This is a genomic window from Salinibacterium sp. NYA9b (assembly GCF_976973725.1).
Genome location: NZ_OZ333476.1, coordinates 2,074,026 through 2,099,529, shown reverse-complemented (window position 1 = coordinate 2,099,529; position 25,504 = coordinate 2,074,026). Strand labels below are relative to the sequence as shown.

Genomic DNA, 25,504 nt, shown 5'->3' with positions numbered 1-25,504 from the left:
GCTGTCCACCGCTTCAGCTCGCGACCGCTTCAGTCCTTCAGGGGGATGACCGCAATCTTGCCCTTTGCGCCTGCCACGACGAGAACGTTGCTGGCCTCGATTCCGTCGAGGGCGGCAACGATTTCGGCGATGCCGGGCTCAAGCGGCGAGGTCGTTGCTCGCTGAAGAACCGTCACGCGAGCTCCGGTTGCGGCACGCACGGCATCCACAAGCTCGGCGCTGTCGTTGGAGGCCACGAGCGTGACGTGACTGATGCGACGAATGACCTCTTCAGTGACGCTGGAGGCGCGGTCGCGTTGCCAAATCGCGAAATGGTAGGCCGCAACAAGAAGCGTTGCGGTGAGCAACCCGAGGGCCTGGCGTGAACGCTCAACGAAGCTTTCACCGCTGCCACCATCGAGCAAGAACGAGAACAGCTGGAACCCGATGACGAGCAACGTGATGAGTGCCACGAGCGCGCTGAGGCCAAAAATGATCACCAAATAGACGCGGCGCCCTGGAGCGGAAACGCGCTCAGGGTTCGAGGCCTGCAGTGGCTTCCACAACATCCACCACAGCACGCCGCCTACTATCAGAGCGCTGAGACCGCTCAGCAGCAGACTGCGGATGTTCCCCTCAATAAGCGAATTGCTCGAGGTAGCGAGCAGCGCATTCACCATCACACCAACACCTGACGCCGCGTACGCCAGCGAAACACCGGCACTCGCAAGCCGCGTAGCTGAACGCACCCCGGCTGAACGTCCGGCGACAACACGAGCGTGATAAACCAGCACGAGAGCACCGACGACCGCGTTAGCGATTGCGATTCCGAGGGGCTCGAGCGTGACAGCGAGAGGCTGCGTCGACGCCGTTACCAGCTCAAGAATGGCGGTGAGCGCGACCATGATGCCCGCAGCGAAGACCGCGATGGACGCGATTCCCGCAATAAAGACGAGCAGCACATTCGAGAAACCCTGAGACTGCTCCCGCACGCCAACACGGAACCAATGCCACCACCACAACAGCGCACCGCCGACGGCCCAGACGAGCCCCTGCAACACCAGCTGCCATACCGGATCGCTGATCACAACTGAGCCGAGTGCAGCATCAACCGCAGAATCAATGAGTTGGCCAAGAGCCCACACCAGACCACCGGCAGCGTAAGTCAGGCCAACGAGGGACGCGATTGCGGGGGCCGCACCTGGCAGTCGGGTTGGTGCCTTGCTAGGGTGTCGCCACATCCAGTAATGCCACAGCCACACCAGTGCCCACACAATACCCACAGCGAGCCCGTACGGCTGCCAGCCATTTACAAAAGCTTGCGCTGCCCATGTGAAGAGCGCAATTGTCGACACCAGCAGAGCCACCGTCGACATGATCGTGAGATAAACAGGCCACATGACGGATGCCCGGTCGCGGGTCATCGTTGCGTCCCGCCAGATCAACCACCACAGCACCGCGGCAAGAGGGCCAGCGATCAGGGCAGAAGCCAACGAGGTCGCCAAGCCATAGTTATCGAAACTGACCTCGAGGCGGTTAGCCGAAAACAGTCGATCGAGAAGGCCGCTGACACCACTCGCCGCGATGATCACGGTCGTTGCGAGCAGAAGGTAGGTGATGACGCGACGCACCGTTTGCACGCCGCCGACCGCCGGAACCACGCTGGGCGGGGGAGTGGGAGTCGATCTCATCGAGGTCATTCGCCTATTCCTTGGTTGTAGCACAGGGTCAGATCCCACGGAGTTGTTTCAATCCGCCACGTTCTACTCTCGAGAACGAGGGTGAATACTTCCTCAGAAACGTAGCCGGAGCCACCGAAGTCACCGCTGCCGCGTTCCATCGACACCCGCACCACCGCGGTGTCGTCGTTGATGGTTGTCGAAATGACGGTCATCCGCAACCCCTGAATCGTGTTCAGGTCGGCGCTCTCGCAATTCTCACGCAGCTCGGTCGACAAAAAATCGCGTGCCGCCGAATAGTCGCTCTCAACAACAGCCAGCGAGTATGACTGCACGACACCCTCAGGTGTCGTGGGGTCTATTTCTGAAGCGCCGCCTCGAGTGAACACCACCACGAGCGCAATCACCACGATTGCGGCGATGACGGAAAGGATCACGATGAGCGTGCGATCGGGGCGTGCAGTGGTTGGTTCCATGACGCCAGCATGCGCCAAAAGTGACGCTTAGTCCATACTCAACAATGTTCACGATCGCTTCACCCGCTCGTCAACACTGTTGTGGCGATTCTAGGGAATGCTACGTTTCATCCATGTCAGTAGCAGTCGAGTCATTTTATGTCGGCGGCGTTAAGTCGGGCGCCTTGCTGCGCCGCCTGAACGCGGACCGCATCACCACGCTGCTGGCATTTCAGAGTCCAGACGGGCCTCTCATCCAGCTTGAGCAAACGACGTGGTTCGCGCCATCTCCTTTGGAGTGGACCAAATTCCGTTTCACTGACCACCTCGCGGGAGTCGAGACCGAGAGCACCCGCGAAAAGTGGCTGGAGAGCCAACAAAACACGCTCAATGCTGAGTTCGGCGAAGCGATCCCCAGCTATCTAACGCACGTGCTCCTCGCCTCCTTTCTCCAGTCACGTGCAGAGAGCCGTGACTTCGGGCAGTTCGCAGAGGGAGCCCCCGACACTGTCGTCGCTGCACAGTTCATTCGCGGTGCGACCGAAGAGATTCAGGTGGGAAGCAACTCAATCGCGGCGCAGAAAGTGTCACTTGTGTTGGACGGTCACGCGACGAATACCTTCTGGGTTGATGGGCAGAGCATCCTCAAGTCGGATTGGAATGGGGCCGAGTCGTATCCGGCGCCCACCCTTGATGATGCGCTTGACGGTCTCAGCACGCCCATCGTCGAGATTGTGACCGCGTTCGCGCACGCCATCGCCGAATAGATCAGGCGGTTGGCTTGCCGCGCATCTCGAGCGCGATCTGTGAGGCGTCGAGATTCGCCAAGGCATTCTCCAGCAGGTCGGCATCGAAGATGCCGTTATCGCGCGCGTCAAGCAGAGCCGTGCGCTGAGCATCAATGACCGCCAGTCGGTGGCGTTTCTCGTCATCGAAATCAGCGTCCAGCGGAGCGTAGGCGTTATCGCTATCAACGACAGCACCATTGACATCCAGCCGCGGAGGGATGGTGCTCGCGCTTGCTTTCAAGAGGGCAAAGAGGCGGGTTCGTTCTTCCCGTTCTCGCTCAGCGACCGCGACCTTATCGGCCTTCGGTGAGATCCGTCGTACGACGGTGCCGATCGTTCCACCCTGGACGAGCAGTGACATCGCCGCCACCGCAAACGCAATCAAAATGAGGGTCGAACGCTGAGGAGTGTCAGCGGGCAACGTCTGGGCTGCAGCCACCGTGATCGCGCCTCGCATGCCAGCCCACACCACAGTGGTGCCCTCGCGCCAACCCAAAGGCTCACGCCGAAAATACTCGATATCGGCCAACGACCGAGTGACCAGACCGGTCACGCGTTGAAGATAGCGCTCCGATCGGGCCGGATTGTGTTTACTGCCGCGCTCCGCCGCATCCTGAATGTCCTTCGGTGCATTCAGCCGCTCTTGCACCACCTGCATTCGCGACTTCATAGACTCATGCCGCTTCGAACGGCGGGCCAAGAACGCGAGAAGGGGAGCGACATACGCTGCACGCACCACGACTGTGATCACGAGAGCCCCGGCCGCGATCAGCACCGCATTCCTTATTCCTGCATCATCGTTTTCGACATCCGTCAGAATGGCCGAAATCTGAAGGCCCATCATCAAGAAAATGGCGCCCTCAAGAACGAGCTCGATCATGCGCCAGTTCTGGGTGTCCGAAAGCCGATTCTGGGGCGAGAACAATCGTGGTGCCCGGATGCCGGTCACAATTCCTGCAACAACAGCGGCGACCAGCCCCGAGGCACCCAATAACTCGGCAGGAACCGACGCAATAAAGGGGACCGTGAACGAGATCGCCGTGTTGACGGTGGGATCGGTGATGCGTTTGCGAACAACAAGGTTCAGCCAACCAACCGCACCACCAATGACGAGGGCGATCAGGACCGAATAGGAGAAGGAGCCAACCGCACCCCAAAACGAGAACGTTGCTGCTGTCGCCACAATCGCGGCCCGCAGCAGCGCGAGGGCAGTCGCATCGTTCAGCAAGCTTTCGCCATCGAGCATGGCAACAACCCGCTTCGAGACTGGTGTCTTCTTGATGATGGATGCTGCAACGGCATCCGTGGGGCTCACGATGGCGCCCAACGCAACACCCCACGCGAACCCGAGCCCCGGAATTACGAGCATGAAGAACACGCCAAGGATGAGCGCAGTGCCCACAACTAGCACCACCGACAGTCCGCCGATGGCCCCAAACTCCCGCCGGAAGTTCATGGTCGGCAAGGACACCGCCGCCGAATACAGCAGCGGCGGAAGGATGCCTTGAAGAATTAGTTCAGGATCGATCTGCACCGAGTCGAATGCCGGCACGAGACTTGCTGCAACGCCAATGGCAACGAGAACGAGGGGTGAAGCAACTCCGAAGCGGGGGCCGAGCAGCGTCGCAGAGGCAATCACAATGAGCGCGACCACGATCACGATAAGCAGTTCGGTCATTTGCTGAGCCTTTCAGGGAAATTTATCGAAAAGCTGATAGCCGGAGAGGACTGATGCTGTCTCAGCGCGAGGGCGAGAATGGATAGACTCGCACCGACGAGTTTGCCTAGGCGTTAGGTGGCTCTTGCACCTTGGCCAAGGAGGTCCACTATGAGAAGAAAACTACTCTCCGCCGCTGTTTGCGGTTCCACCCTATTGCTTGCACTCACCGCCTGCAGCGCTCCTGCAGATTCGGGATCGACCGCCGGTGGCGAGTTGACCGGAACCGGTACTGGCGCAGAATGCGTCATCGATTCTGCGATCCCCATTGGTGCTTCCTTTAGCCTCACCGGTGCTGCTGCACAGTACGGTGCTGGGCAGAAGAATGCACTCGAACTTGCGGTCACGACTCTCAACGAGGTTGGCGGCGTCACGTACAACCTCACTGTCGAGGATGACGCGACCGACCCGAAGGAAGCCATCCAGGTCTTCGATAGCTTCATTAGCGCTGGCGCTAGTGTCATCATCGGCCCGACGCTGTCGAACACGGCAAAGCAAACAGACCCGATCGCGCAGGACGCTGGCGTTCCCGTGCTCGGTGTGTCCAACACTGCAGCGGGCATCACCGAAATCGGTGACTACATTTTCCGCGACTCCCTCACTGAAGATGCCGTCATCCCGCAGACCGTCAAGGCTGCTGTTGACAGTCTCGGTGTGCAGAAGGTCGTTGTCATGTACGCCAACGACGATGCGTTCACCGAATCTGGCTACCAAGCTTTCGCTGCCGCTCTCGAGGACCAAAACGTTGAGGTCGCTGAAACGCTCACCTTCTCCAAGGCTGACACTGACTTCCGCGCCCTGCTCAACAAGGCAAAGCAGTCTGACGCCGACGCGATCATCGTTTCTGGTCTCATCGATGCTGCAGTGCCGCTCGTGACCCAGGCCCGTGAAATCGGCATCGACACCCCGATCATTGGTGGAAACGGCTTCAACTCGCCCGCACTCATCGAAGGTGCTGGCGATGCTGCAGAAGGCGTCATCGTGGGAGCCGCGTGGAACTCTGCGTCAGACAACGAGCAGAACGTGAAGTTCATTGATGACTACACCGCCGCCTACAGCTCAGCTCCCGACCAGTTCGCCGCTCAGGCGTACGCCGGAATGCAGATCATCGACCAGGCAGTCCGTTCAGAATGCTCGGGCGAGCGTGACGGTATCAAGGCTGGCCTTGGCACAATCACGGATGTTCCTACCGTTCTCGGTAATGTGACTCTGAACGCGAACCGCGACGCTGAACATGACGCTCTCGTGCAGATCGTTCAGGACGGCCAGTTCGTCATCCTGAACTAGCGTCACCGCACCGCACCGCCAAATACATGCAGACTGCGTGCCGCCTTCGGGCGGCACGCAGTCACAGAGCAGGGACACCACCAATGCAACTCTTTCTGGACGGGATATTTCTCGGCTCGATCTACGCGTTATTCGCGATCGGGTTCACCCTGGTATTTGGCATTCTTGACCGGCTGAACCTGGCCCATGCGGCGGTGTTCACCGCCGGCGCCTTGGTCGGTATCGAGATCGTCACGGTCTTCGGGGTCCCGATCTGGCTGCTCATCCCCATCGTGCTGGTGGTTGGCGCGATCCTGGGCATTGCTATCGAGCGCATCGCTTTCAGGCCGCTCGCCGGTCGCCACGATGCGCACTTCGCGGGGCTCATCTCTTCGATTGCGTTCGGCGCGATTATCCTCTCTCTCTTGCAGGCGCTGTACGGGGCCGATACCCGTCGTTTTCCCGCGGATGCCTTTCCCACTACGCGCGTGGAAATCTTCGGCGCGACAGTGTCCCTGCTTCAAGTCGTCATCCTCATCATCAGCGTCTCGCTCATGGTCGTTCTCACCTGGCTCGTGGCCAAATCCAAGCTGGGGCGAGGAATGCGCACGATCGCCGAGAACCCGCACGCCGCCGCCGTCCTCGGCCTTAACGTGGGTCGCATCAGCAGTACAACCTTCGCGCTCTCGTCTGCACTCGGTGCGGTTGCCGGTGTGTTGTTCACCCTGAACGTGAATGCTGCATCCCTCGGCATCGGCCATGCCGTTGAACTCAAGGCCCTCGCGGTGATCATTGTCGGCGGAATGGGATCCCTGCCGGGAGCACTCGTTGGTGGTCTGATCCTCGGTCTGGCCGAAGTGCTCGCCGTCAACTACATCGGCAGCTCGTGGCGAGACATGGTGGCGTTCGGTCTTCTGTTCCTCATCCTCATACTTCGACCGCAGGGCCTCTTCGGCGCTCGCAAGACGCGGGAGGTCTAATCGTGATCGCGGAATACTCGTCACTCATCACCCTGATCGCCCTCACGGCGATTCTCGCCTATAGCTTCTACGCCGTGCTCATCGCCGGCCAGTTGAGCTTGGCGCAGGTAGGGCTCGCCTCGTTGGCGGCCTTTACCTCGGCGCTTGTCGTACCCTCCGAGCCACTATTCGGCTTTATCCCGCCGCTCGTCATTGGCATCATCTTCGGCATGATTGTCGGCGCCTTCGCCGCGTTTATCTTGGGACTGCCCGTCATTCGCCTTCGTGGCGTGTTTCTTGCCATCGCCACTCTCGCCTTCGGTGAAATGGTGCGGATCTTTCTGATCAACCAGACATGGACGAACGGTGCGCAAGGGTTGAGCTTCGCCAAGCTCGTTGGCCCCGGCGTCGCCTGGATCGCGTTGATCGTCGTCGCGTACTGGTTCTGGCGCCTGTCTGGTTCCCGCCTCGGGCGAGCGTTCGCCGCAATTCGCGAAGATGAACTGGCCGCGACCACCATGGGCATCGACGTTCCTCGGTACCGGATGGCGTCGTTCGTGATCGCCGGAGCAGTTGCGGGCCTCTATGGCGTGCTTCTCGCGCACTTCTCCCGGTTCGCGGATCCGAACGAGTTCTCCTTCACCGCTGCAGTCGATGGACTTGTCACCGCAGTCGTCGGCGGCGTCACGCTCTTCATCGGCCCCGTCCTTGGCTCCGCTTTCCTCAGTTTGCTTCCTGAAGTGCAGCGCGCGATCGGAATCGATGCCGGGTGGATTCGCCCCACGATTTCGGGTGTGCTTCTTCTGGTCGTGATTCTCTTTCTTCCCGGTGGCCTCTCGGGGCTCATCCCGGTGCGAAAATCGGCCAAGCGACTGAACGTCGATCCCTCATTCCAGCCCACGCTGCCTGCTCTGCCAGCTGTTGGTTCCGAGCTTGTCAACCTCAGTGGCCTTGGCAAGTCGTACGGCGGAGTTCACGCCGTGCAATCTGTTGACCTCACGGTGAATGCTGGAGAGGTGCTCGGACTGATCGGGCCGAACGGCGCAGGAAAGACCACCCTCGTCAACATGGTGACCGGCCTGACGCCGCCAACGACGGGAACCGGCAGTGTTCTCGGCGTTCCTCTCACCGCCAGCACAAAAGCTCACCGCCTGGCGCAAGCCGGAGTGGCGCGCACCTTCCAGCAGATCAAGCTCTTCAACCGCCTCTCGGCGCTCGAAAACGTGCTCGTCGGCGGCTACCGCATCACGCAGGACACCCTGTTGCGTCGGCTGTTCTTCTTGCCCTCAGCTCGACGTCTCGAGCGTGAAGCCGTCGCGATGGCCTCGGCCCAGCTGGTCCGCGTGGGCCTCGGTGAGAAAGCCGCGAACGCCGCCGGTGACCTCTCCTATGGCGACCAACGTCGACTGGAGATCGCCCGCGCGCTCGCCTCGCATCCGTCTCTCCTCGTGCTCGATGAGCCCGCAGCGGGAATGAACCATGTCGAAGCAGCAAGCCTGTCGGAGCTCATTCGTTCGCTGGCCGCCGACGGCATCGCCGTGCTCGTCATTGAGCACAATGTGCGGATGATGCTGGCCACGTGTGACCGCATCATGGTGCTGAACTTTGGTGAGATCATCGCCTTCGGAGAGCCGAGCGAGATCGCTCGGGACCCGCGCGTGCTCGAGGCCTACCTCGGATCAGCAGGCTCCGATGAGGATGTCGAGGCGGCATCCGTGCTCGCCTCCGAAACCCTCGCCCACGTCGTTGATGACCGTGTAGCCGAGCACCCCGAGCATGACGGTGCTGCTGCGGCTGACGACGCGACTACCCCGGAGGAGAACCGATGAGCGACCCGATTCTGAGTGTCACGGGCCTGCAGGTCAACTACGGGCGCGTGGAGGCCGTGCGCGACGTGTCCTTCGAGGTGCCGGTCGGCTCGCTTGTCACGCTCGTCGGCGCCAACGGTGCAGGCAAGACTTCGGTGCTCAACGCCGTATCGGGGCTCTTGCGCCCCCGCCAGGGAGTCATCACCTTCGAGGGCACAGACATCACCAAGTGGCCGGCGCACCGCCTAGTGAAGGCCGGCCTCGTGCAGGTTCCTGAAGGTCGTGAAATCTTGGGCACCCTAACCGTTGCTGAGAACCTCACCCTTGGCGGCTGGCACCGGAGCAACAGCGCGATGCACACAAAAGTGGCCGAAGTCTACGAACGATTCCCCGTGTTGTTTGAGCGTCGCAAACTGCATGCTGGCGCGCTATCGGGTGGAGAGCAGCAGATGCTGGCGATTGCCCGCGCTCTGATTGCCGAGCCGAAGATTCTGCTCCTCGATGAACCGTCGATGGGACTGGCTCCGAAGATCGTCGACGAAGTGTTTACCGTGATCGAGGAAATCCGGCAGACCGGCACCACGGTCGTTCTTGTCGAACAGAACGCCCGCCGTGCCCTCGCCGCCGCCGACTACGGTTACGTCTTGGAGACCGGCGAAGTGTCGCACTCTGGCCCCGCCCATGAACTGCTCGCTGACGAGAAGGTCATCGAGGCCTACCTCGGCCTCGACTAGGGCAGACAGCGAAAGACCCGCAACACTCTCGTCGTTGAGTGACGAGGATGCTGCGGGTCTAGCCACGCAGTGGGGCGACCTGTGTGGTCGCCGTCACCGCAACTACGGCTGACTGCGGATGATCGAAATAGGCCCCGACTGATCGCTCGCTGTCGTCAGTTGGCGCGAAGCGGCATCCGTTGTCTTCGCTTCGGCATCGTCGCTGTCATCGTCGTCCCCGAGCACGTTGAGCGATTCCGTGGCTTCTCCGCGGTCGATGCTGGTGGCCAACGGAACCTCTTTGAGGAACATCAGCAGCACGGCCGAGAGCAGAACCAGCGGCACCATGTAGAGGAACACCGGTGCCAGCGAATCGTTGTAGGAGCTGACGATGATCTCGCGCAGTGCGTCCGGAAGGTCGCGCACAGCAGCCGGCGTCAATGAGTTGGTGTCGCCGGTGGTGCCAGCGGCAGTCGCCGGAAGGCGGGTGCTCAGCAGATCGGTGAGACGAGCAACGAACAGGCTGCCGACCACTGCGGTGCCGATTGAGGCACCAATCTGGCGGAAGTAGTTGTTGGATGCCGTAGCGGTGCCGACCTGCGAGTTGGGGAACGTGTTCTGCACGATAAGCACCAGAATTTGCATGCTCATGCCGATACCGAGGCCCATCACGGCGAGGTACGAGCAGAGAATCCAGAGGGGGAGGTCGGGCGTCATAGTGGAGAGCAACGCCAAACCGGTAGCGAGAACAAAGGCGCCCGTGATCGGTAGCCACTTGTAGCGGCCGGTGCGACTAACCAGTTGGCCCGCCGTTACCGAACTCAGAAGAAGCGCACCCATCATCGGAATCATCAAGAATCCGGCCTGGGTCGCATTCACACCCGTCACCATCTGCAAGTACGTCGGCATGTAGGCGAGGGCACCGAACATGGCGATACCGGTAATCAGGCCGGATGCCGTCGTGAGAACAAAGTTGCGTTCCTTGAACATGCCCATGGGCATGATCGGCTCGGCGGCGGAGCGTTCCACCATCACGAAGGAGAAGGCGGCTACAACGGCGATGATGATTAGCGAGATGATGAGCAGCGAATCCCAGTCGTACTGTGTGCCACCCCACGTTGTCGTGAGAACAACCGCTGCCGAAGCAATGGCGAGCAACACCATGCCGGCGACATCGATACTCGGCTTGCGCTTGTTGTGTGGGGGGAGTTTGAGCAGGGTGACGGCAGCGAGGATCGCAAGGGCACCGAGCGGGAGGTTCATCCAGAACGCCCAACGCCATCCGATCGACTCAGTGAACCAGCCACCGAGTAGTGGCCCGGCGACGCTCGCGAGAGCAAATACGCCGCCGATCGCGCCCATGTAACGGCCGCGCTCGCGTGCGGGAATCACATCGGCAATGATCGCCTGCGACAAAATCATGAGGCCACCGCCACCGAGTCCCTGAACGGCACGGCCGACGATCAGCCAGGTCATGTCGGGGGCGAGCCCGCCGACAACAGAGCCAATCATGAAAATAGAAATTGCTCCGATGAACAGACCCTTGCGACCAATGAGGTCACCGAGTTTTCCGTAGACGGGCATCATGATGGTCGCAGCCAGAATGTAGGCCGTCGTGACCCACAGCATGTGGTTCACGCCATCGAGCTCTCCCACAATGGTGGGGAGCGCGGTGCTGAAGATGGTTTGGTCGAGAGCTGACAGCAGCATCGTCACCATGAGACCCACGAACAGCAACAGGATGCTGCGCTTCGTAGCGGGATCGTTGAAGGTTTCGGGAGTGACGTCGGCGACGGGTGGTTCGTTGGTGGTTGTCATTGAAGTGTGTTCAGTGTTTCTCGTGTAAGTCCGATCGCGCGAAGGTACATGGAGTCGATGTCGGCGGTAGCGCCGGCAGCAATCCATTCCTTGACCGCGATTCGAACGGATGCGACGCAAGTGGCTACGGCAATTTCGGCGACGTGTTCGGGGTCGCGGGGGAGCGTAGTTTCTCGCTTATTGAGGAATTCGACAACGGCAGCAGCCATCGTGCTGTTCAGTTGCGTGAATTGGTGAATCTGTCGGCTCAACAAACGCGGGTGCTCTTGAACAAGAGCCATCCGCTGAGTTTTGAGCTGAGTTCGTGCGGCCATCGGGCCAAAGATGTGGAACATGGTGGAGACGATCGCAACGACCAAGTCATCGGTTTCTGCGCCGGCGACGCCAGCATCGATCGCGCGCTGAACTTCTCCCATGTCTTGAGTTCCGAGGATGGCATCCTCTTTGCTCTCGAAGTAGTTGAAGAAGGTGCGCGGCGAGATGTCGGCGCGGTCGCTGATCATGTCGACCGTGGCGCCATCGAGTCCTTCGGCCGTGACGATTTCAACCGCGGCAGTTTCGATGCGCAGTCGCGTTTCGATTCGTTTGCGGTCGCGGAGACCGAGGGCAGGAGTATCAGGCACTCAGCAATAATTGCAGAGACTGCAAAAATGCACAACTGCAAAAAGCTGGGAGAGTGCTTAGAGGTCCGCGCCGGCTAGAGCGTGATGGATTCGCCCGGCTGCAGAACCGTCAGTTCGCCACCGTAGCCAGCCATGGCATCCGTAATTCGGGCGGCCGAGAGGGCAAGTCCCTTGTCGGAGAGCACGGCATCGTGGGTCTGAATCGCGCGCTTCGGGGCCAGCTCGGTCACGTAATCCATGACCTCACTGATCTTGAGCCACGGAGCGCCGGCGGGGATCGCGGCGGCAGCCACGGGCTTCGGCGGCACCGTGAAGGAGTCGCCGCCGTACCAAAACTCGCCATTCACGAGCACGCCGAGGTTGTCGATCATGGGGATCGAGGGATGGATGATGGCATGCTCGCCGCCGAAGAACTCGAGTGTCCAGGCCCCCACGGTTTCGCTCGCGCCGTCAACGACTGTCGTGATGTTCCAGTTAGTGGCAGCGGCCGTGACACCGGCAGGGCCGAAGATGGGCGCGTCGGGATTGTTGTCGCGAATGCGCTGCAGTTGCTCGTCGGTCCAGTGGTCGGGGTGTTGGTGGGTGATCACGATGGCGGTCACGTTGTCGAGCGCGGGAAGCGGCGCGGTGAACCCGCCGGGGTCGATGACGAGGCGCTCATTCTGGTGTTCGAGAACGAGGCAGGCATGCTCATACTTGGTGACCTTCATGGTTCGAGCCTAAGCCTGTGGTGCGCTGGATGCGAGACAGTGCGACATACTGAAGTGTGGAGTCGATCAAACCCCTGCGTCTCGTTGTCGCGATCAATCCCACAGCATCGTTTGGCCGCGGCAAGAATGTGGGCCCTCGTGCTGTTGAGGCCTTGCGCGCACTCGGGCATGACGTGACCGCGCTTGAGCAACCCAATTTCGCTTTGCTGTTGAAGCGCGGGCGAAAAGCGGTCGCGAAGAAGCCGGATGCCCTACTTGTTGTTGGCGGCGACGGCATGGTCAATTTGGGCACCAATCTGGTGGCGAAAACCAAGGTTCCTTTGGGCATCATTCCGTCGGGCACTGGCAATGACATGGCTCGGGGTCTTGGCATCCCCCTGTCTGATGTGGATGCCGCTGTTGCGAGTGTTGTTCGCGGCCTTGCGAGGCCGCCGCGGGCTATTGACGCCGGCAGCGTTACCTATGTCGACGACGCCACTGGTTCGGCCGCGACCCGCTGGTTTGCGTGTGTGCTCTCCGCCGGTTTTGATGCGATCGTCAACGAGCGTGCGAACCTCATGTCGTGGCCGCGCGGTGCCAGCCGCTACACGGTCGCGCTTCTTATCGAACTGTTGCGGTTGCGCCCGATCCACTACAAGCTCACCCTCGACGACGTGGTGATTGAAACTACGGCTGCGCTTGTCAGCGTGGGCAATAATGTGTCGCTCGGTGGCGGCATGAAGGTAACGCCCGATGCGATTCTGGATGACGGCCTCGCCGATGTTCTCGTCGTTGAAGCTCTGTCGCGGTTGGCTTTCTTGCGCGTCTTCCCGCGCGTCTTCAGTGGCAGGCATCTCAGCGACCCTCGCGTGACGGTCTATCGGGCTAAGCGAATCCGTATCGAGTCCGAGGACATCATGGCGTACGCCGACGGGGAGCGCTTTGCGGCGCTGCCGATCGATATCAAGATGGTCGCTGGCGTGCTGAACGTTCTGGATCAGCGGCCGTAGCCAGTGCTTGCTGGTGTCCCGCTAGGCGGCGGGGGAGGCGGCATCGGTAGCGATGCACGCGTAATCAGTCATGAGCGTGCCATCGTCGGTGGAGTGCTCGGAGATGATGAATTCCTGGTCGGGGCGTGCTGCGCCATCCGCCACTGTCTCTTTGAACGCGCTGAAGGTGTCAGAGCACGCTGAGGAGACCGCGTTCTGCAAGCCGCCGGCGTCAGTGATGGCACTCTTCTCGAGTTCGCCCTTGCCGATCACAATGTGGCTGTGATCTGTGGTGCACGGGGTCACTTCTGCTTCGCTGAGGTTGCTGCCGTCAACGAAAGTAAAGCAGTCATCGACGAGTAGTTCGGTGGAGCCGATGATGGTCGGCTCGAGCACTTGGCCGCTGTCATCGCGCGGAATTTCAGGGGAGAGGAGTGAGCACCCCGTGAGTGCGGCGACAGCCGCAACGGCAATAAAAGTGGCAGTGGTGGCGCGCGTGAAGGCAGTCAAAAATGATCCTGTGATTATAAATTGGCAGAAGTGGGAAAAGTAGTGCAAAAGGTGTGGCATACTTTTCTAGTTGTTGTGAGGCCCCATCGTATAGAGGCCTAGTACGCCGCCCTCTCACGGCGGTAACGCGGGTTCGAATCCCGCTGGGGTCACAGTAGCAAAATCCCGGTCTCGTTCGTGTGAACAAGACCGGGATTTTATCGTTAACGGGACACCCAGTTCAGGGGGTCAATTCCGCCTTCATGGCGCGGTGCCCGCGGCAGTGCGGACGTCAGCGTTGAGCTGGCTTCGGAGAACCGTCCTGCCGCCGCGGCCCTTGCTTCGTGATGAATTCTCGTTACGGTGGAGGGGCGCCTAACTCCAGCGCAGTCGGGATGTGATGCAGATGTTTATGGGTGGGAACGGCCAGTGGGTTCGCGCCCGCAATGAAGCCGGAGCCAAACTTTTTCTTCAAGAGAAACAGTTGGAGGCCGAACGTCATGCAGCCTCTCGGGCTCGCTCCCGAGCATTCTGGAAGCGAACCCGTCGACGGGTGCGTGAATCGTGGCAACGCTGGCGAGCTAAGCGCCAATCACACTGAGCGTGCTTACTCCGCGATGAACTCGAGAATGTCGCGGCCGAGTTGCTCCTGGTAGTCGCCGTAGATGCCGTGGGGCGCTCCCGCATACACCTTGAGCGTTCCGTGCTTCACGAGCGCTGCGGCCTTGTGGGCGGCATCGTCGATGGGCACAATCTGATCGTCATCGCCGTGCGCGAGCAGGATGGGAACATCCAGAGCCTTCAGGTCTTCGGTGAAGTCGGTTTCGGAGAATGCCTTCACGCAGTCGTAGGCAGCGGCCAGATTGACGTTCATGCCCTGGCGCCAAAACTCGCGTTTAGCACCCTCTGACACGGCGGAGCCGTCGCGGTTGGCACCGAAGAATGCTTCGGTCAGGTCAATGTAGAACTGCGACGCATCCTTCAATACACCCGCACGGATGCCATCAAAGGTTTCCATGGGCAAGCCATCGGGGTTGGTGTCGCTGGCCACCATCTGCGGCGGAACAGCGCCGGCAGTGATGACCTTCGCGACGCGGCCGTTGGCGTGCTGAGCGGCATAACGCACCACTTCACCGCCACCCGTTGAGTGGCCAATGACGACGAGGTTGCTGAGGTCGAGGTGCTCGACGAGCTCAGCGAGGTCGCGGGCATAGGTATCCATGTCATTGCCGGTGTAAGTCTTGGAGGAGCGACCGTGTCCGCGGCGATCGTGCGCGATAGCGCGGTAGCCGTTGTCGGCGAGCAGTTTGATTTCGACTTGCCAGGCATCCGAGGAGAGAGGCCAGCCGTGGCTCAGTAGTACCGGCTGACCGGCACCCTGATCGGTGTAGTAAATCTCGGTTCCGTCGGAGGTGGTGAAGTAGGGCATTACGGGTTCCTTTCAAGTGGTGGGGAGAACTCTGTCTCAGGCTAGAAAGGCAATCGCTGGTGCGCGTGCCCCCACGAGTCCTAGGCAGGTACCCTCAGAGGCCCGCACCGGACTAGATTTACTAGTGCGGGAATTGGGAAAGGACCCCTCGTGGCCGATCAACAGGGTGCGCTCGGTGAGTACTTGTGCGCTCGCCGCGGGGTGCTCACGCCTGAGCAAGTAGGCTTGCCGGCCGATCCTCAGCGCCGTGTCGCCGGGCTGCGTCGTGACGAAGTCGCCGCGCTCGCGGGCATCAGCCGCGAATACTACGTTCGGCTCGAACAGGGCCGAGATAATCGCCCGTCGATGCAAGTGATCAGTGCGCTCGCGCGAGCGCTTCAACTCGACGAATTTGCTGTCCGCTACCTCGTGCGGTTGGCAACACCTCAAGCGCCTCGACCGCAAGCAGCGGGGCCGTTGCCGGATGCCATCACGGGCCGTCTACTCGAGCAGTGGCCAGATAGCCCCGCCCTCGTTCTCGACCCTAACCGCGACATTGTCGCCAGCAATTCACTGGCCCGAGCTCTTGTTCCTGAGAGTTTTCAGGTCGGCATGAACCTCATGCTCAATACCTTCTTGCCCGGCGCTCGCACGCGGCATCCTGATTGGAGCGGTCTCGTCTCTGATCACGTTGCGGCGCTTCGCTTCTACAGCGATCCGACAGATCCACGTCGGCAGGAGATCGTCGCTCAGCTGCTGCGTGAACAGCCCGAGTTTGCTCGCTGTTGGGCGCGCCATGACGCCCGACCGTTTAGCGAGCGGATGTTTCGTGTGCCGATTGCGGGGGTCGGGGAAGTGGAACTCAACATCCAACTCTTCTCGCTGCCGGTGCACTTTGGCTACGAGCTGATGGTGGTATTTCCGACCCCCGGATCGCCCGCCGCCGCCGCTCTCGCGTACCTCGCCGCCCGCGGTACTGGGTCCGGCATGACCCCCACACGCTTCAGTGAGCCAGACGCACCGACGCGCTAAATCGCGGTGGTGGGTGGCCCCACCGGGGCTAGGCTGCCGCGACGATCGCGCCCTACGGTGAGCACATGAACGAAGATGTCGATCCCGTCGTTGCGCGCCAACGTGCTCTGGCGAGCGCGCACCTCAGGAACTGGCGTGAAGTGCCCGCAGTGCTGCTGGACCGGCATCTTGAGGTGCTCGCCTCGAATCCGCTCGCTCGAGCGCTCTCCGCCAGTTTCGAGAGGGGCGTGAACCTCGCTCGTTTCACCTTTCTCGAGCCCACTGTCGAGCGCAGTGGGGCATCCTTCACCGCGGCGGCAACCCAGGTCGCCGGGATGCTCAACGACTCGCTCGCGCTTCATGAGGGCGATAGCGAATTTCGGGAGATAGTGGGTGAGCTCTCGGCCAAGAGCCACACATTTTCCGAAGTGTGGGCGAAGGAGTCGATCGGAGCGCAGGTGACCGGCAACGTTGGCTTTACTGATACCCGCGTTGGCACGCTCAATCTGGGCTATAGCCTCGTGAGAATCCCCGAAGACCCCGACGACTACCTACTCGTGTTCTGCACCACCGATGATGGCGCGCAGTCGCAACTCGATGCACTGATAGCGCTCATTGCAGACGATTCTCCGTCTCTCATTGAGAGCTGATGGGGCTCCACGCGAGGAGAGGTTAGGCGTCGGGTGATGGCTCGTCGGAACGGAAGTCGGATGCCCCGGGCCGGCGTATCGACACGAGGTACGCGATGGCGGCTGCAGCGTGAGTGTCGGGCTCGACAAGGTACGTCACAAGATATTGGCCGGGAGCGTTCGATACTTCGAGGGCTTGCCAGCGAAATTCGACCCAGCCGATGGGGTCAACGTGCACGTGGAGTGTGCCGCCCGTATGGGGTCTGGCTTCGTGCCGTGCCCAGAGTGGTCGAAAGCTTCGGTAGGTCGTCGACAAATAGCCGACCACCTCGTGCAGCCGCGGATCATGGGGGTCGCTTGAGAAACGAAGGGCGGCGAGCATCTGGTTGAGAATGGACTCCCAGCCCTCCAGCACCGCGGCGGGCTGCTCCTCGTCGATCGCGCGGGCGTACCCGCCGAAAGCGTCAATGAGCTGATTGTGCCCCGGTTGTACTTCGGGACTGAGGGCGCGCATCAACTGATTGGCGGCGAGCACATCATGGTTGCGATCAAACAGGTAGGCGGGGGTGTGCGACCAGTAGTCGAGCAATCGCAGCACCGACTCCGACAACGGATGCGAACGCATCGTTTGTGACCCCGGTCGCGCTAGTCGAAAGAAATAGTCGCGCGCATCGTCATCCAAGCGCAGCGCTCGCGCCAGCGCGCTGAGCACCTGGTCGGAGGGGTGCTGATCGCGGCCCTGCTCGATACGCACGTAGTAATCGGCGCTGATGCCCGCGAGTTCGGCGACCTCTTCGCGACGAAGCCCAGACACTCGTCGGCCCGCCGTGGCGGGCAGTCCAACGTCGGCGGGCTGCAGCGAATCCCGACGCGTCCGCAGATACGTGGCGAGCGGATTCGGCTCGTGGGCCATCGGGTCTCCTCGTGCTCTCGGCAGCGTGCTCAGTGCTGAATCTAGTACACGATTCGTAACAGAAAGTAGCGAGAAGACACATGCTCGACGCGTGCCCTAATGAGGCTCAAGATAGGGCTCACACCCCATCCGGAACCCTGACTCACCAAGGAAAGCGACCATGCCACATCTCACTGCCACGCCCACTGCGATCGAGAATCGATGGGCGGAGAGCGCCCGCCCCACCACACCAGAGGGCTGGCTTCAGCGCGCTCAAGAAGTGTCTGACATCCTGGCGGCAGATGCGGTTGAGCGGGATGTCGCCAACCAGCCGCCGCACGCCGAAGTGGCGCTTCTCAAGAACTCCGGGCTCGTCACGCTGCTCGGGCCGACCGAGCATGGCGGCGGTGGGCAGGCGTGGGAGACCACCTACACGGTCATCCGCACGATTGCGCGGGGTGACGGCTCGATCGGGCAACTGCTCGGCTACCACTACCTCTGGGCGTGGGCGGCACGCCTCGTCGCCACCGACGAGCAGATCATCACCGTGGAGAAGCACTACACCGAGAACAACTACCTCTTCGGCGGTGCGGTGAATCCACGCGATTCCGATTTGCTCGTCACGGATGAAGGCGACGAGATCGTTTTCACCGGCAACAAGTCGTTCTCCACGGGCGGTGTCGTTTCGGATCTCACCGTGCTCGAGGGCATCCTGGAAGGAACAGACACTCATGTTTTCGCCATCGTGCCGACAGACCAGCCAGCAATCGTGTTCAACGGCGACTGGGACAATCTCGGCCAACGACTGACCGAGTCCGGCTCCGTACAGATTAATGGCGTGCGCACCGGCTGGTCGTCAGCGCTGGGATTCGTGAACAAAGAGTTCCAGCCCCTCACCTACGGCACTCTCAACGTGCCAGCGATCCAGTTGGTCTTCGCAAATTTCTATCTCGGCATTGCTCAAGGAGCGATTGAAGCCGCGTCGTCATACACGCGCACCAAGAGCCGCGCCTGGCCCTATGGCGGTGACAACAAAGCGCACGCGAGCGAGGAGTGGTACATCCTCGAAGGCTATGGCGAACTGCAATCGAAGCTGTGGGCGGATGAGGCCCTGCTCGATGCTGTCGGCACCGAAATCAGTGCGGTGCTTCACGCGCCACGCACCGAGCTCACCGAACGCCGCCGTGGCGAAATCGCCGTGCGCATTGCAGCCGGGAAACTGCGCATTAGCGACGACGGCTTGGAGGTCGCAACGAAGGTGTTCGAGCTGACGGGAGCTCGGGCATCCGCCAACTCAGTCGGCCTCGATATTTTCTGGCGCAACCTTCGCACCCACAGCCTGCACGACCCGGCGCCCTACAAGAAGCGCGAAGTCGGTCAGTACGTGCTGCTCAACGAAGTGCCAGAACCGAGTTGGTACACCTAAGCAGCGTTGGGCGCTGAGAGTAGTTAGCCCTTGACTGCGGCGTCAACAGCCTCCGGCAGATTCTCGAGACGACTCGTCTCGATGTATTCGTCATTCACGAAGAAGGTGGGAGTGCTGTTGACGCCCAGCTCAACGCCGGCATCGAAGTCTGCCTCGACGCGAGCCTGAGTTGCGGGGTCGGCGACGGCGGCATCGTAGGCATCCATATCCAGCCCGATTTCGACGGCGAGCGCGCGGAAGGCATCTGTTTGCGGGGGAGTTCCGCCGGCCCAGTCACCCTGAGTCTCGAAGAGAAGCTGATACATGGCCTCGAATTCTCCCTGCTGGGCAGCAGCCTCGGCCGCGAGGGCGGCATCCATCGAGTTGAGGTGGCTGGGCAGCGGGAAGTAGCGAACGACGTAGTTGATATCTCCGTCGTACACTTCGCGCAGGGCCTCAACATAGGGATAGAACTGGCCGCAGGCACCACATTCGAAGTCGAGGAATTCGACGACGGTGACCGCAGCGGGCCCGACGTTGTCGACATAATTCGAGTCGCTGGCTACAGCGGAGGCGAGTTCGGAGGACCCCGAGCTGGTGCTTGCTGTCTCGGTATCGGCGTTCTTCGCCGTCACGTACACAAAGACGAAGGCGGCGACGAGAGCGAGGATGCCCAGTGCAGCAAAGGTGGGCAGGAGGGCTTTCTTCACACGAGACTCCGAACAGGCTGGGATTGACGGCCAGCGCCCATTGCTGAGCGCGAATCAAGGCTATGCGAAAGTCGAGCCGCGCGGAGGCCGTTCACGATGACCACCAGTTCGGCGAGCTCATGCACGAGCACCACTCCGGCCAGGCCGAGAACGCCCGTGAGCGCCAGCGGGAAAAGACCCACGATGATCGCGAGCGACAGCACGATATTTCCGGTCATGATGCGACGCCCGCGCCGCGCATGAAGCAGCGCCACCGGAATGAGTCTCAGGTCGCTGCCGGTGAAGGCGACATCCGCAGACTCGACCGCCGCTGCCGAGCCTGTCGCACCCATTGCAATGCCCACGTCGGCGGTGGCGAGTGCTGGCGCATCATTGATGCCGTCGCCAATCATTGCCGTGGGGGACACCTGGGAGAGTGCGGCGATCGCATCGGCCTTGTCGGCGGGAAGTAGTTCGGCGCGCACATCGCTGATCCCAGCTTCGGCCGCAATCGTTGCCGCCGTTCTGGAGTTGTCGCCCGTGAGCATCAGGGTGCGGATGCCCGCGCTCGCCAATTGCGAGACAGCCTCCGCAGCGTCGGGCCGCAGTTCGTCGCGGATGCCGAGTAGCCCGATCACGATGCCGGAGCGTTCGATGGCCATCACGGTCATGCCCTCGTCGGCGAGGCGCAGCGCTGCGGGAGAGAGCGCTGCTGGGTCCATCCACCGGGTGCTGCCGGCGCGCACGGGAACGCCGTTCAGGATGCCGGATATTCCGCGGCCGGCATCCTCCCGCACTTCGAGTGCCTCGGGGTGGTCGGGACATGCGGCCAGGACCGCGTGAGCGAGGGGGTGCGTGCTGTGCGTTTCGAGCGCAGCGGCGGTGCTGAGCACCTCGTCGCGCGTCACCCCATCGACGGTTTCGACGGCAACAACGGTTGGCTGGTTTCGCGTGAGCGTGCCGGTTTTGTCGAAAGCAACGGTGCGGATGCTGCCCATGCGTTCGAAGGCGGCGCCCGATTTCACGATGATTCCGAGCTTGCTCGCGGAGCCGATCGCCGAGATGACCGTCACAGGAACGGCGATCGCGAGGGCGCACGGCGATGCGGCAACAAGCACGACGAGCGCTCGTTCGGTCCAGAGTTCGGGGTCTCCGACGAGGAAGCCGAAACCGACGATCGCGGCGGCCACTCCCAAGACGATCGGCACCAGAGGGCGCGCGATTCGATCGGCCAGCCGGGCGCGGTCGCCCTTACGAGCATTTGCTTGCTCCACCAAGTGCACGATTGTGGTCAGGGAGTTGTCGGTGCCGTTCGCCGTGGTGCGGATGCGCAGCACACCTTCGCCATTGATGGAGCCAGCCAGCACGGCGTCGCCAGTGTCGACCGCGGCGGGAAGCGACTCGCCGGTCACCGCTGACGTATCGACGCTGCCTCGACCACTCGCGACAACGCCATCCGTTGCCACGCGTTCGCCCGCGCGCACGACGAGAAGATCACCAACGACGAGGTCGCGAGCCGCAAGAGTGAGAATGCTTCCCTCCCGTTCGACGAGAGCCGTGTCGGGAATGAGCGCGAGCAGGGCGCGCAGACCATGGCGGGCACGGTCCATCGCGCGATCCTCGAGTGCCTCGGCAATGGAAAAGAGAAAGGCGAGCGCGGCCGCTTCGCCGACGTGATCAAGCAGTACCGCCCCGATTGCCGCAATCGTCATGAGCAAGCCAACGCCGAGGGAACCACGCACGAGGCGACGCACCGCGCCCGGAACGAAGGTTGCGGCCCCCGCGAGCAGGCTGAGGCCGAACATCGTGCTCACCGGCCATCCAGCGAGACCCGCCCAGCCGGTAATGACAGCTGCCGCGAGCAGAATGCCGGACGTGGCAGGCAAGGCGAGCCCCCGGTCCTTCCACCATGGCGCGAGCGCGTCATCGGCTCCGTGCGGTGCTGGGGTGCCCGCCGAAGAGTGGGCAGAGGCGGAGGCGGAGGCGGGGCCAGCGGCGGCTAATGAGTCAGCAGCGCGCGACTTCTGCGGAGCATCCACTCCACAGCATTCTTCGCTCACGACGCGGCCACAGTCGGGGTCGCGCTCGCCGCTGCACTGTCGCAGCACAGCGGCACATCGCAGTTCTCATCGGAGCAGGGCACCCCGTCGTCGACGGCCAGCACGACGTTCACGATGGCAGTGAGCGCACGCGTGAGGTGGGCATCCGCGATCTCGTAGCGGGTCGATCGTCCCTCGGGGGTTGCGGCCACTAGTCCGCATCCGCGCAAGCACGTGAGGTGGTTGGAGACGTTGCTGCGAGTGAGTTCGAGATCGTGTGCCAATTGCACGGGGTAGCCGGGTTTCTCGAGCAGCGAGAGCAGGATGCGGGCGCGAGTGGGGTCGGCCATCGCGCGACCTAAGCGGTTCATGACATCGACACGAGAAGCAATGGTCAGCATCCACTGACCATACAGTGATCGCTGACGTTAATTCCACACGCGAAACTGTGAGTTACCGGGCCTCGCTCGGGCCAGCGTCGGCTATCATGGGGCACGCGAAGGGGAGTATCCCACCTCGTTGTACTCGTCAATACGAACCGCTCAGTAGCGGTTCCGGGGCAACGGCATCCACGTCTCTTGTGGGTGCGGGAGAGACTTTCGAGTCTTGCTACGCTTCGAAACCCTTGAACGGATTCTTTTGACTACTCTGCCTATTTGGTTTGAAGTGACGTCGATGTCAGTGCTGCTGATCATTTTGACGGCCGACCTGATCATGGCTTACAAGCGCCCCCACATTCCGAGCACTAGGGAATCGGCACTGTGGGTTGGCTTCTATGTAACGCTCGCCCTCATCTTCGCCCTCCTGATGTTCCTCCTGGGCGATGTCGAACAGGCCGGCCAGTTCATCGCCGGTTGGGTCACGGAATACAGCCTTTCGATCGACAACCTCTTTGTCTTCGTGATCATCATGGGCCGCTTCTCGGTGCCACGAAAGTATCAACAAGAGGTGCTGATGGTCGGCATCCTGATCGCCCTCGTTCTGCGCGGAATTTTCATTCTGCTCGGAGCGCAACTGATCGAAAACTTCAGCTTCATCTTCTACATCTTCGGTGCGTTCTTGCTCTACACGGCCATTCGCCAGGTCTTCGAGGACCATGACGATATGGAGCAAACCGAGAGCGGGATCATCCGCTACTTGCGCAAGCACATCAACATCTCGCCAACCTTCGACGGTGGCAAGGTGCGCACCGTTATCGACGGCAAGAAGGTCTTCACGCCGATCCTCGTGGTGTTTGTAGCGCTCGGTATCACTGACCTCGTGTTCGCGATCGATTCAATTCCGGCCATCTTTGGAATCACGACAGACCCGTTCATCGTGTTCACCGCCAACATCTTTGCTCTGATGGGGCTTCGACAGTTGTACTTCCTTCTCGGCGACCTCATCGACAAGCTCGAGTACCTCCACTACGGCATCGCTTTCGTGCTCGCGTTTATTGGTGTGAAGCTGTTCCTGCACGCCATGCACGTCAACGAGCTGCCGTTCATCAACGGGGGAGAGCCGCTGCTCTGGGCACCCGAGATCGGCACCTGGACCTCGCTCATCGTGATCCTTGCCGCGATGGCCGTTGCCGTCGTCGCGAGCCTTGCCAAGATGCGCCGCGACAAGAAGCGCGAGCTCGCAGAACTCTCGGTCGACTAAGCGGCCGTCCGCAACTGACAACGCGCGGTGGCGCCCCGTGAGCTCGTGCTCGAAGGGCGCCACCGCGCGTTTCGTTTTTAGAGCGGTGCGTTAGCCGGCAGTAACGAGGCGCGACTGCGCGAGACGTTCTGCGGCGTCCAAGGTGGTGATGCTCTGGGCAGCGGCATCGCGGAAGATGGTGGTCACGGTGTCACCGATGGCTTCGACCCGCTTCGTAATGGCTTCGGCATCCGCATCCGGCTCCGAAGCCATGTCGAGGTAGATCACACCGCCACCGTTCACCACGAAGTCCGGCGCCCACAAAATGCCGCGCTCGGCAAGAGCCTCGGCGCCGTCGTGTTGGGCGAGCTGGTTGTTGGCAGCCCCGACAACCCCGCTGACGTTGAGTTCGCGGATGACGCGGGGGCTGAGCGCGCCGCCCATGCCGCACGGGATGTAGAGGTCGGCAACCACGCTGTGCGCTTCGTCAGCGTCAACCCAGTTGGCGTCGAGTTCTGCTGCGAGCAGTTTGCGGTCGAGGTTAACGTCGGTGACGGTGAGCACAGCGCCGGCTGCGGTGAGGGAGCGGGCCAAACGGCCGCCAACCTGGCCGAGGCCAGAAATGACGAGATGACGCCCGGCAAGATCGCGGGTGCCGAAAAGGGCTTCGCACGTGGCGAGGATGCTCGCGTGCACGCCTGCGGCGGTGGCATCCGCCGGTTCTCCAGCGCCGCCCTGATCGGCAGGGAGACCACACACATGTTCGGTGCGCTCGGCAACGATCGACATGAGCTCGGCGCTCGTGCCGACATCTTCGGCCGTCATATACGCGCCGTTGAGGCTCTCGATGGCGTCGCCGAGATCGAGCATGGCCTCACGCTTCTGATCCGCCGTGAGGGTGACGCCCATAGGGATATGGATGACCGACTTGCCGCCACCACGGTTGAGGCCGGCCGCAGAGTTCTTCAACGTCATTGCAGCAGAGAGGCGCAGAGCGTCAGCGACAGCATCGGTCCAGTGCGGATAGTTCCACATTCGCGCACCGCCGAGGGCTTGTCCGAGAACGGTGGAGTGGACGGCGACGGTGATGACAAGCCCGGATCGTTTTCCGGTAGAGATAAGAACGTTCTCGTGCGTGAAATCCGCATTTTCGAGAGCGGATACGGGGGCTTCTAGCGTCGTTGATGCGTGCGAAATCATGAACTTCTCCTGCGTGTGGGCCTTGTGGGCAAAACAACAAAATGGCAAGTGGTGGTAGCGCGAGGGTGGTGCGCTCTGGTCAGCATACCGCCGGGGTTCGGCGGTGTCGCCTATTCGTTGCTACCTTATGATTTGGCACATGCATGAGCGATCGAAAACGGTCGCCACGGGCCGAGAACGTGCGTCCAGCAGCGACAGAGAGACCAGTTCATGAGCGACATTTCGTCAACGCCTCAGCCGAACGAACCAACACCTCAGTCGAGCAGACGCAGGCCCATCTGGAACCTCGTGAAGTTCTTTGTCATCCCGCTCGCGATCATCGCGATAATCGGTGTGCTGACGACGCAAAAGCATGATGGTCGGGCCGAGATCATCGAGAATGGTCTCGTGACGCAGGCCGTACCGACCGGCAACACTGTTGATGAGTCGAGCCGCTCTGGCCGCCACACGGTGCAACTCGTCAGGCTGGAGTTCAGCTACGAGGTCGACGGCACAACCTATACCGCTCTGGGCGACCTCAGCTACGAAGAAGAATCCTTCGATAAGGATGCCGCGCTCGCCGCAAATCCCACGGCCGAGGTTCACTACGTCGACGCCGACCCCGCCACGGCCATCGTGCTCGACACCGACTACCGCTAG

General features: G+C 61.4%; 24 protein-coding genes and 1 tRNA gene. 12 read left to right on the top strand and 13 right to left on the bottom strand.

Annotation, left to right across the window (positions count from 1 at the left end):
- Window positions 1–29: 29 nt before the first annotated feature.
- Window positions 30–1,679: a DUF5671 domain-containing protein gene (locus tag ACWFSR_RS10070; protein ID WP_447522314.1), complete on the bottom strand. Its 1,650-nt coding sequence runs from the start codon at window positions 1,677–1,679 to the stop codon at window positions 30–32.
- Window positions 1,676–2,134, bottom strand: a complete 459-nt coding sequence (locus ACWFSR_RS10065) for a hypothetical protein (RefSeq protein WP_447522313.1) — start codon at window positions 2,132–2,134, stop codon at window positions 1,676–1,678. The genes ACWFSR_RS10070 and ACWFSR_RS10065 overlap by 4 nt, the downstream gene beginning before the upstream one ends.
- A 113-nt stretch (window positions 2,135–2,247) precedes the next feature.
- Here ACWFSR_RS10065 and ACWFSR_RS10060 point away from each other — a divergent pair, with 113 nt between their 5' ends.
- Window positions 2,248–2,880, top strand: coding sequence for a hypothetical protein (locus ACWFSR_RS10060; RefSeq protein ID WP_447522312.1), 633 nt, complete (start codon window positions 2,248–2,250; stop codon window positions 2,878–2,880).
- A gap of 1 nt (window position 2,881) precedes the next feature.
- On the opposite strand, the gene ACWFSR_RS10055 is transcribed toward ACWFSR_RS10060, so the two are convergent.
- Window positions 2,882–4,579 carry a cation:proton antiporter gene (locus ACWFSR_RS10055; protein WP_447522311.1) on the bottom strand — a complete coding sequence of 566 codons (1,698 nt, stop codon included), beginning with the start codon at window positions 4,577–4,579 and terminating at the stop codon, window positions 2,882–2,884.
- 150 nt (window positions 4,580–4,729) lie between these two features.
- On the opposite strand from ACWFSR_RS10055, the gene ACWFSR_RS10050 reads away from it, so the two are divergent.
- The 4 genes from ACWFSR_RS10050 to ACWFSR_RS10035 all read left to right on the top strand — a co-directional run bounded on the left by ACWFSR_RS10050 (window position 4,730) and on the right by ACWFSR_RS10035 (window position 9,385).
- Window positions 4,730–5,905 (top strand): ABC transporter substrate-binding protein, encoded by a 1,176-nt coding sequence (locus ACWFSR_RS10050; protein WP_447522310.1) that lies wholly within the window; start codon window positions 4,730–4,732, stop codon window positions 5,903–5,905.
- 83 nt (window positions 5,906–5,988) lie between these two features.
- Window positions 5,989–6,864, top strand: a complete 876-nt coding sequence (locus tag ACWFSR_RS10045) for a branched-chain amino acid ABC transporter permease (RefSeq protein ID WP_197106114.1) — start codon at window positions 5,989–5,991, stop codon at window positions 6,862–6,864.
- Window positions 6,865–6,866: 2 nt separating this feature from the next.
- Window positions 6,867–8,672 carry a branched-chain amino acid ABC transporter ATP-binding protein/permease gene (locus ACWFSR_RS10040; protein WP_307784099.1) on the top strand — a complete coding sequence of 602 codons (1,806 nt, stop codon included), beginning with the start codon at window positions 6,867–6,869 and terminating at the stop codon, window positions 8,670–8,672.
- Complete coding sequence (locus tag ACWFSR_RS10035) at window positions 8,669–9,385, top strand: ABC transporter ATP-binding protein (protein ID WP_447522309.1); 717 nt, start codon at window positions 8,669–8,671, stop codon at window positions 9,383–9,385. The genes ACWFSR_RS10040 and ACWFSR_RS10035 overlap by 4 nt, the downstream gene beginning before the upstream one ends.
- Window positions 9,386–9,487: 102 nt before the next feature.
- Here ACWFSR_RS10035 and ACWFSR_RS10030 read toward each other — a convergent pair whose 3' ends face one another.
- The 3 genes from ACWFSR_RS10030 to ACWFSR_RS10020 all read right to left on the bottom strand — a co-directional run bounded on the left by ACWFSR_RS10030 (window position 9,488) and on the right by ACWFSR_RS10020 (window position 12,515).
- Window positions 9,488–11,182, bottom strand: a complete 1,695-nt coding sequence (locus ACWFSR_RS10030) for an MDR family MFS transporter (protein WP_447522308.1) — start codon at window positions 11,180–11,182, stop codon at window positions 9,488–9,490.
- Window positions 11,179–11,805 carry a TetR/AcrR family transcriptional regulator gene (locus tag ACWFSR_RS10025; RefSeq protein ID WP_197106111.1) on the bottom strand — a complete coding sequence of 209 codons (627 nt, stop codon included), beginning with the start codon at window positions 11,803–11,805 and terminating at the stop codon, window positions 11,179–11,181. Before ACWFSR_RS10025 ends, ACWFSR_RS10030 begins: the two co-directional genes overlap by 4 nt.
- Window positions 11,806–11,879: 74 nt before the next feature.
- Window positions 11,880–12,515 (bottom strand): MBL fold metallo-hydrolase, encoded by a 636-nt coding sequence (locus ACWFSR_RS10020; RefSeq protein WP_197106110.1) that lies wholly within the window; start codon window positions 12,513–12,515, stop codon window positions 11,880–11,882.
- Between the two features lie 56 nt (window positions 12,516–12,571).
- Between ACWFSR_RS10020 and ACWFSR_RS10015 the strand changes: the two genes are divergently transcribed.
- On the top strand, window positions 12,572–13,504 hold the full coding sequence (locus ACWFSR_RS10015; RefSeq protein WP_197106109.1) for a diacylglycerol kinase family protein: 933 nt from the start codon (window positions 12,572–12,574) through the stop codon (window positions 13,502–13,504).
- Window positions 13,505–13,525: 21 nt separating this feature from the next.
- Here ACWFSR_RS10015 and ACWFSR_RS10010 read toward each other — a convergent pair whose 3' ends face one another.
- On the bottom strand, window positions 13,526–13,993 hold the full coding sequence (locus ACWFSR_RS10010) for a hypothetical protein (RefSeq protein ID WP_197106108.1): 468 nt from the start codon (window positions 13,991–13,993) through the stop codon (window positions 13,526–13,528).
- A gap of 79 nt (window positions 13,994–14,072) precedes the next feature.
- Between ACWFSR_RS10010 and ACWFSR_RS10005 the strand changes: the two genes are divergently transcribed.
- Window positions 14,073–14,145: transfer RNA gene (locus ACWFSR_RS10005), tRNA-Glu, on the top strand.
- Between the two features lie 434 nt (window positions 14,146–14,579).
- On the opposite strand, the gene ACWFSR_RS10000 is transcribed toward ACWFSR_RS10005, so the two are convergent.
- Window positions 14,580–15,401: an alpha/beta fold hydrolase gene (locus ACWFSR_RS10000; RefSeq protein WP_197106107.1), complete on the bottom strand. Its 822-nt coding sequence runs from the start codon at window positions 15,399–15,401 to the stop codon at window positions 14,580–14,582.
- A 150-nt stretch (window positions 15,402–15,551) separates the two neighbouring features.
- Here ACWFSR_RS10000 and ACWFSR_RS09995 point away from each other — a divergent pair, with 150 nt between their 5' ends.
- Window positions 15,552–16,412, top strand: coding sequence for a helix-turn-helix domain-containing protein (locus ACWFSR_RS09995; protein WP_447522307.1), 861 nt, complete (start codon window positions 15,552–15,554; stop codon window positions 16,410–16,412).
- Window positions 16,413–16,477: 65 nt separating this feature from the next.
- On the top strand, window positions 16,478–17,041 hold the full coding sequence (locus ACWFSR_RS09990) for an MmyB family transcriptional regulator (RefSeq protein ID WP_447522306.1): 564 nt from the start codon (window positions 16,478–16,480) through the stop codon (window positions 17,039–17,041).
- Window positions 17,042–17,063: 22 nt separating this feature from the next.
- Here ACWFSR_RS09990 and ACWFSR_RS09985 read toward each other — a convergent pair whose 3' ends face one another.
- Window positions 17,064–17,933 (bottom strand): helix-turn-helix transcriptional regulator, encoded by an 870-nt coding sequence (locus ACWFSR_RS09985; protein ID WP_447522305.1) that lies wholly within the window; start codon window positions 17,931–17,933, stop codon window positions 17,064–17,066.
- A gap of 160 nt (window positions 17,934–18,093) precedes the next feature.
- Between ACWFSR_RS09985 and ACWFSR_RS09980 the strand changes: the two genes are divergently transcribed.
- On the top strand, window positions 18,094–19,338 hold the full coding sequence (locus ACWFSR_RS09980) for an acyl-CoA dehydrogenase family protein (RefSeq protein WP_447522304.1): 1,245 nt from the start codon (window positions 18,094–18,096) through the stop codon (window positions 19,336–19,338).
- 23 nt (window positions 19,339–19,361) lie between these two features.
- Here ACWFSR_RS09980 and ACWFSR_RS09975 read toward each other — a convergent pair whose 3' ends face one another.
- The 3 genes from ACWFSR_RS09975 to cmtR are packed head-to-tail and all read right to left on the bottom strand — an operon-like array spanning window position 19,362 to window position 22,446.
- On the bottom strand, window positions 19,362–20,027 hold the full coding sequence (locus ACWFSR_RS09975) for a DsbA family protein (RefSeq protein WP_447522303.1): 666 nt from the start codon (window positions 20,025–20,027) through the stop codon (window positions 19,362–19,364).
- Window positions 20,024–22,066, bottom strand: coding sequence for a heavy metal translocating P-type ATPase (locus ACWFSR_RS09970; RefSeq protein WP_447523444.1), 2,043 nt, complete (start codon window positions 22,064–22,066; stop codon window positions 20,024–20,026). The genes ACWFSR_RS09975 and ACWFSR_RS09970 overlap by 4 nt, the downstream gene beginning before the upstream one ends.
- A complete protein-coding gene (cmtR, locus tag ACWFSR_RS09965; protein WP_447522302.1) occupies window positions 22,063–22,446 on the bottom strand; it encodes a Cd(II)/Pb(II)-sensing metalloregulatory transcriptional regulator CmtR in 384 nt (127 codons plus the stop codon). Before cmtR ends, ACWFSR_RS09970 begins: the two co-directional genes overlap by 4 nt.
- A 238-nt stretch (window positions 22,447–22,684) precedes the next feature.
- On the opposite strand from cmtR, the gene ACWFSR_RS09960 reads away from it, so the two are divergent.
- A complete protein-coding gene (locus ACWFSR_RS09960) occupies window positions 22,685–23,686 on the top strand; it encodes a TerC family protein (RefSeq protein ID WP_255528447.1) in 1,002 nt (333 codons plus the stop codon).
- Window positions 23,687–23,776: 90 nt separating this feature from the next.
- Here ACWFSR_RS09960 and ACWFSR_RS09955 read toward each other — a convergent pair whose 3' ends face one another.
- Window positions 23,777–24,865: a Glu/Leu/Phe/Val dehydrogenase family protein gene (locus ACWFSR_RS09955; protein ID WP_197106099.1), complete on the bottom strand. Its 1,089-nt coding sequence runs from the start codon at window positions 24,863–24,865 to the stop codon at window positions 23,777–23,779.
- Window positions 24,866–25,075: 210 nt separating this feature from the next.
- Between ACWFSR_RS09955 and ACWFSR_RS09950 the strand changes: the two genes are divergently transcribed.
- Complete coding sequence (locus ACWFSR_RS09950) at window positions 25,076–25,504, top strand: hypothetical protein (protein ID WP_447522301.1); 429 nt, start codon at window positions 25,076–25,078, stop codon at window positions 25,502–25,504.

Coding starts and splice junctions, on each gene's coding strand:
- ACWFSR_RS09985 (WP_447522305.1), bottom strand. CDS start 17,933: ATGGCCCACGAGCCGAATCCGCTCGCCACGTATCTGCGGACGCGTCGG.
- ACWFSR_RS10020 (WP_197106110.1), bottom strand. CDS start 12,515: ATGAAGGTCACCAAGTATGAGCATGCCTGCCTCGTTCTCGAACACCAG.
- ACWFSR_RS10065 (WP_447522313.1), bottom strand. CDS start 2,134: ATGGAACCAACCACTGCACGCCCCGATCGCACGCTCATCGTGATCCTT.
- ACWFSR_RS10045 (WP_197106114.1), top strand. CDS start 5,989: ATGCAACTCTTTCTGGACGGGATATTTCTCGGCTCGATCTACGCGTTA.
- ACWFSR_RS10030 (WP_447522308.1), bottom strand. CDS start 11,182: ATGACAACCACCAACGAACCACCCGTCGCCGACGTCACTCCCGAAACC.
- ACWFSR_RS09980 (WP_447522304.1), top strand. CDS start 18,094: ATGCCACATCTCACTGCCACGCCCACTGCGATCGAGAATCGATGGGCG.
- ACWFSR_RS10000 (WP_197106107.1), bottom strand. CDS start 15,401: ATGCCCTACTTCACCACCTCCGACGGAACCGAGATTTACTACACCGAT.
- ACWFSR_RS09950 (WP_447522301.1), top strand. CDS start 25,076: ATGAGCGACATTTCGTCAACGCCTCAGCCGAACGAACCAACACCTCAG.
- ACWFSR_RS10050 (WP_447522310.1), top strand. CDS start 4,730: ATGAGAAGAAAACTACTCTCCGCCGCTGTTTGCGGTTCCACCCTATTG.
- ACWFSR_RS10035 (WP_447522309.1), top strand. CDS start 8,669: ATGAGCGACCCGATTCTGAGTGTCACGGGCCTGCAGGTCAACTACGGG.
- cmtR (WP_447522302.1), bottom strand. CDS start 22,446: ATGCTGACCATTGCTTCTCGTGTCGATGTCATGAACCGCTTAGGTCGC.
- ACWFSR_RS09990 (WP_447522306.1), top strand. CDS start 16,478: ATGAACGAAGATGTCGATCCCGTCGTTGCGCGCCAACGTGCTCTGGCG.
- ACWFSR_RS10060 (WP_447522312.1), top strand. CDS start 2,248: ATGTCAGTAGCAGTCGAGTCATTTTATGTCGGCGGCGTTAAGTCGGGC.
- ACWFSR_RS10055 (WP_447522311.1), bottom strand. CDS start 4,579: ATGACCGAACTGCTTATCGTGATCGTGGTCGCGCTCATTGTGATTGCC.
- ACWFSR_RS10070 (WP_447522314.1), bottom strand. CDS start 1,679: ATGACCTCGATGAGATCGACTCCCACTCCCCCGCCCAGCGTGGTTCCG.
- ACWFSR_RS09955 (WP_197106099.1), bottom strand. CDS start 24,865: ATGATTTCGCACGCATCAACGACGCTAGAAGCCCCCGTATCCGCTCTC.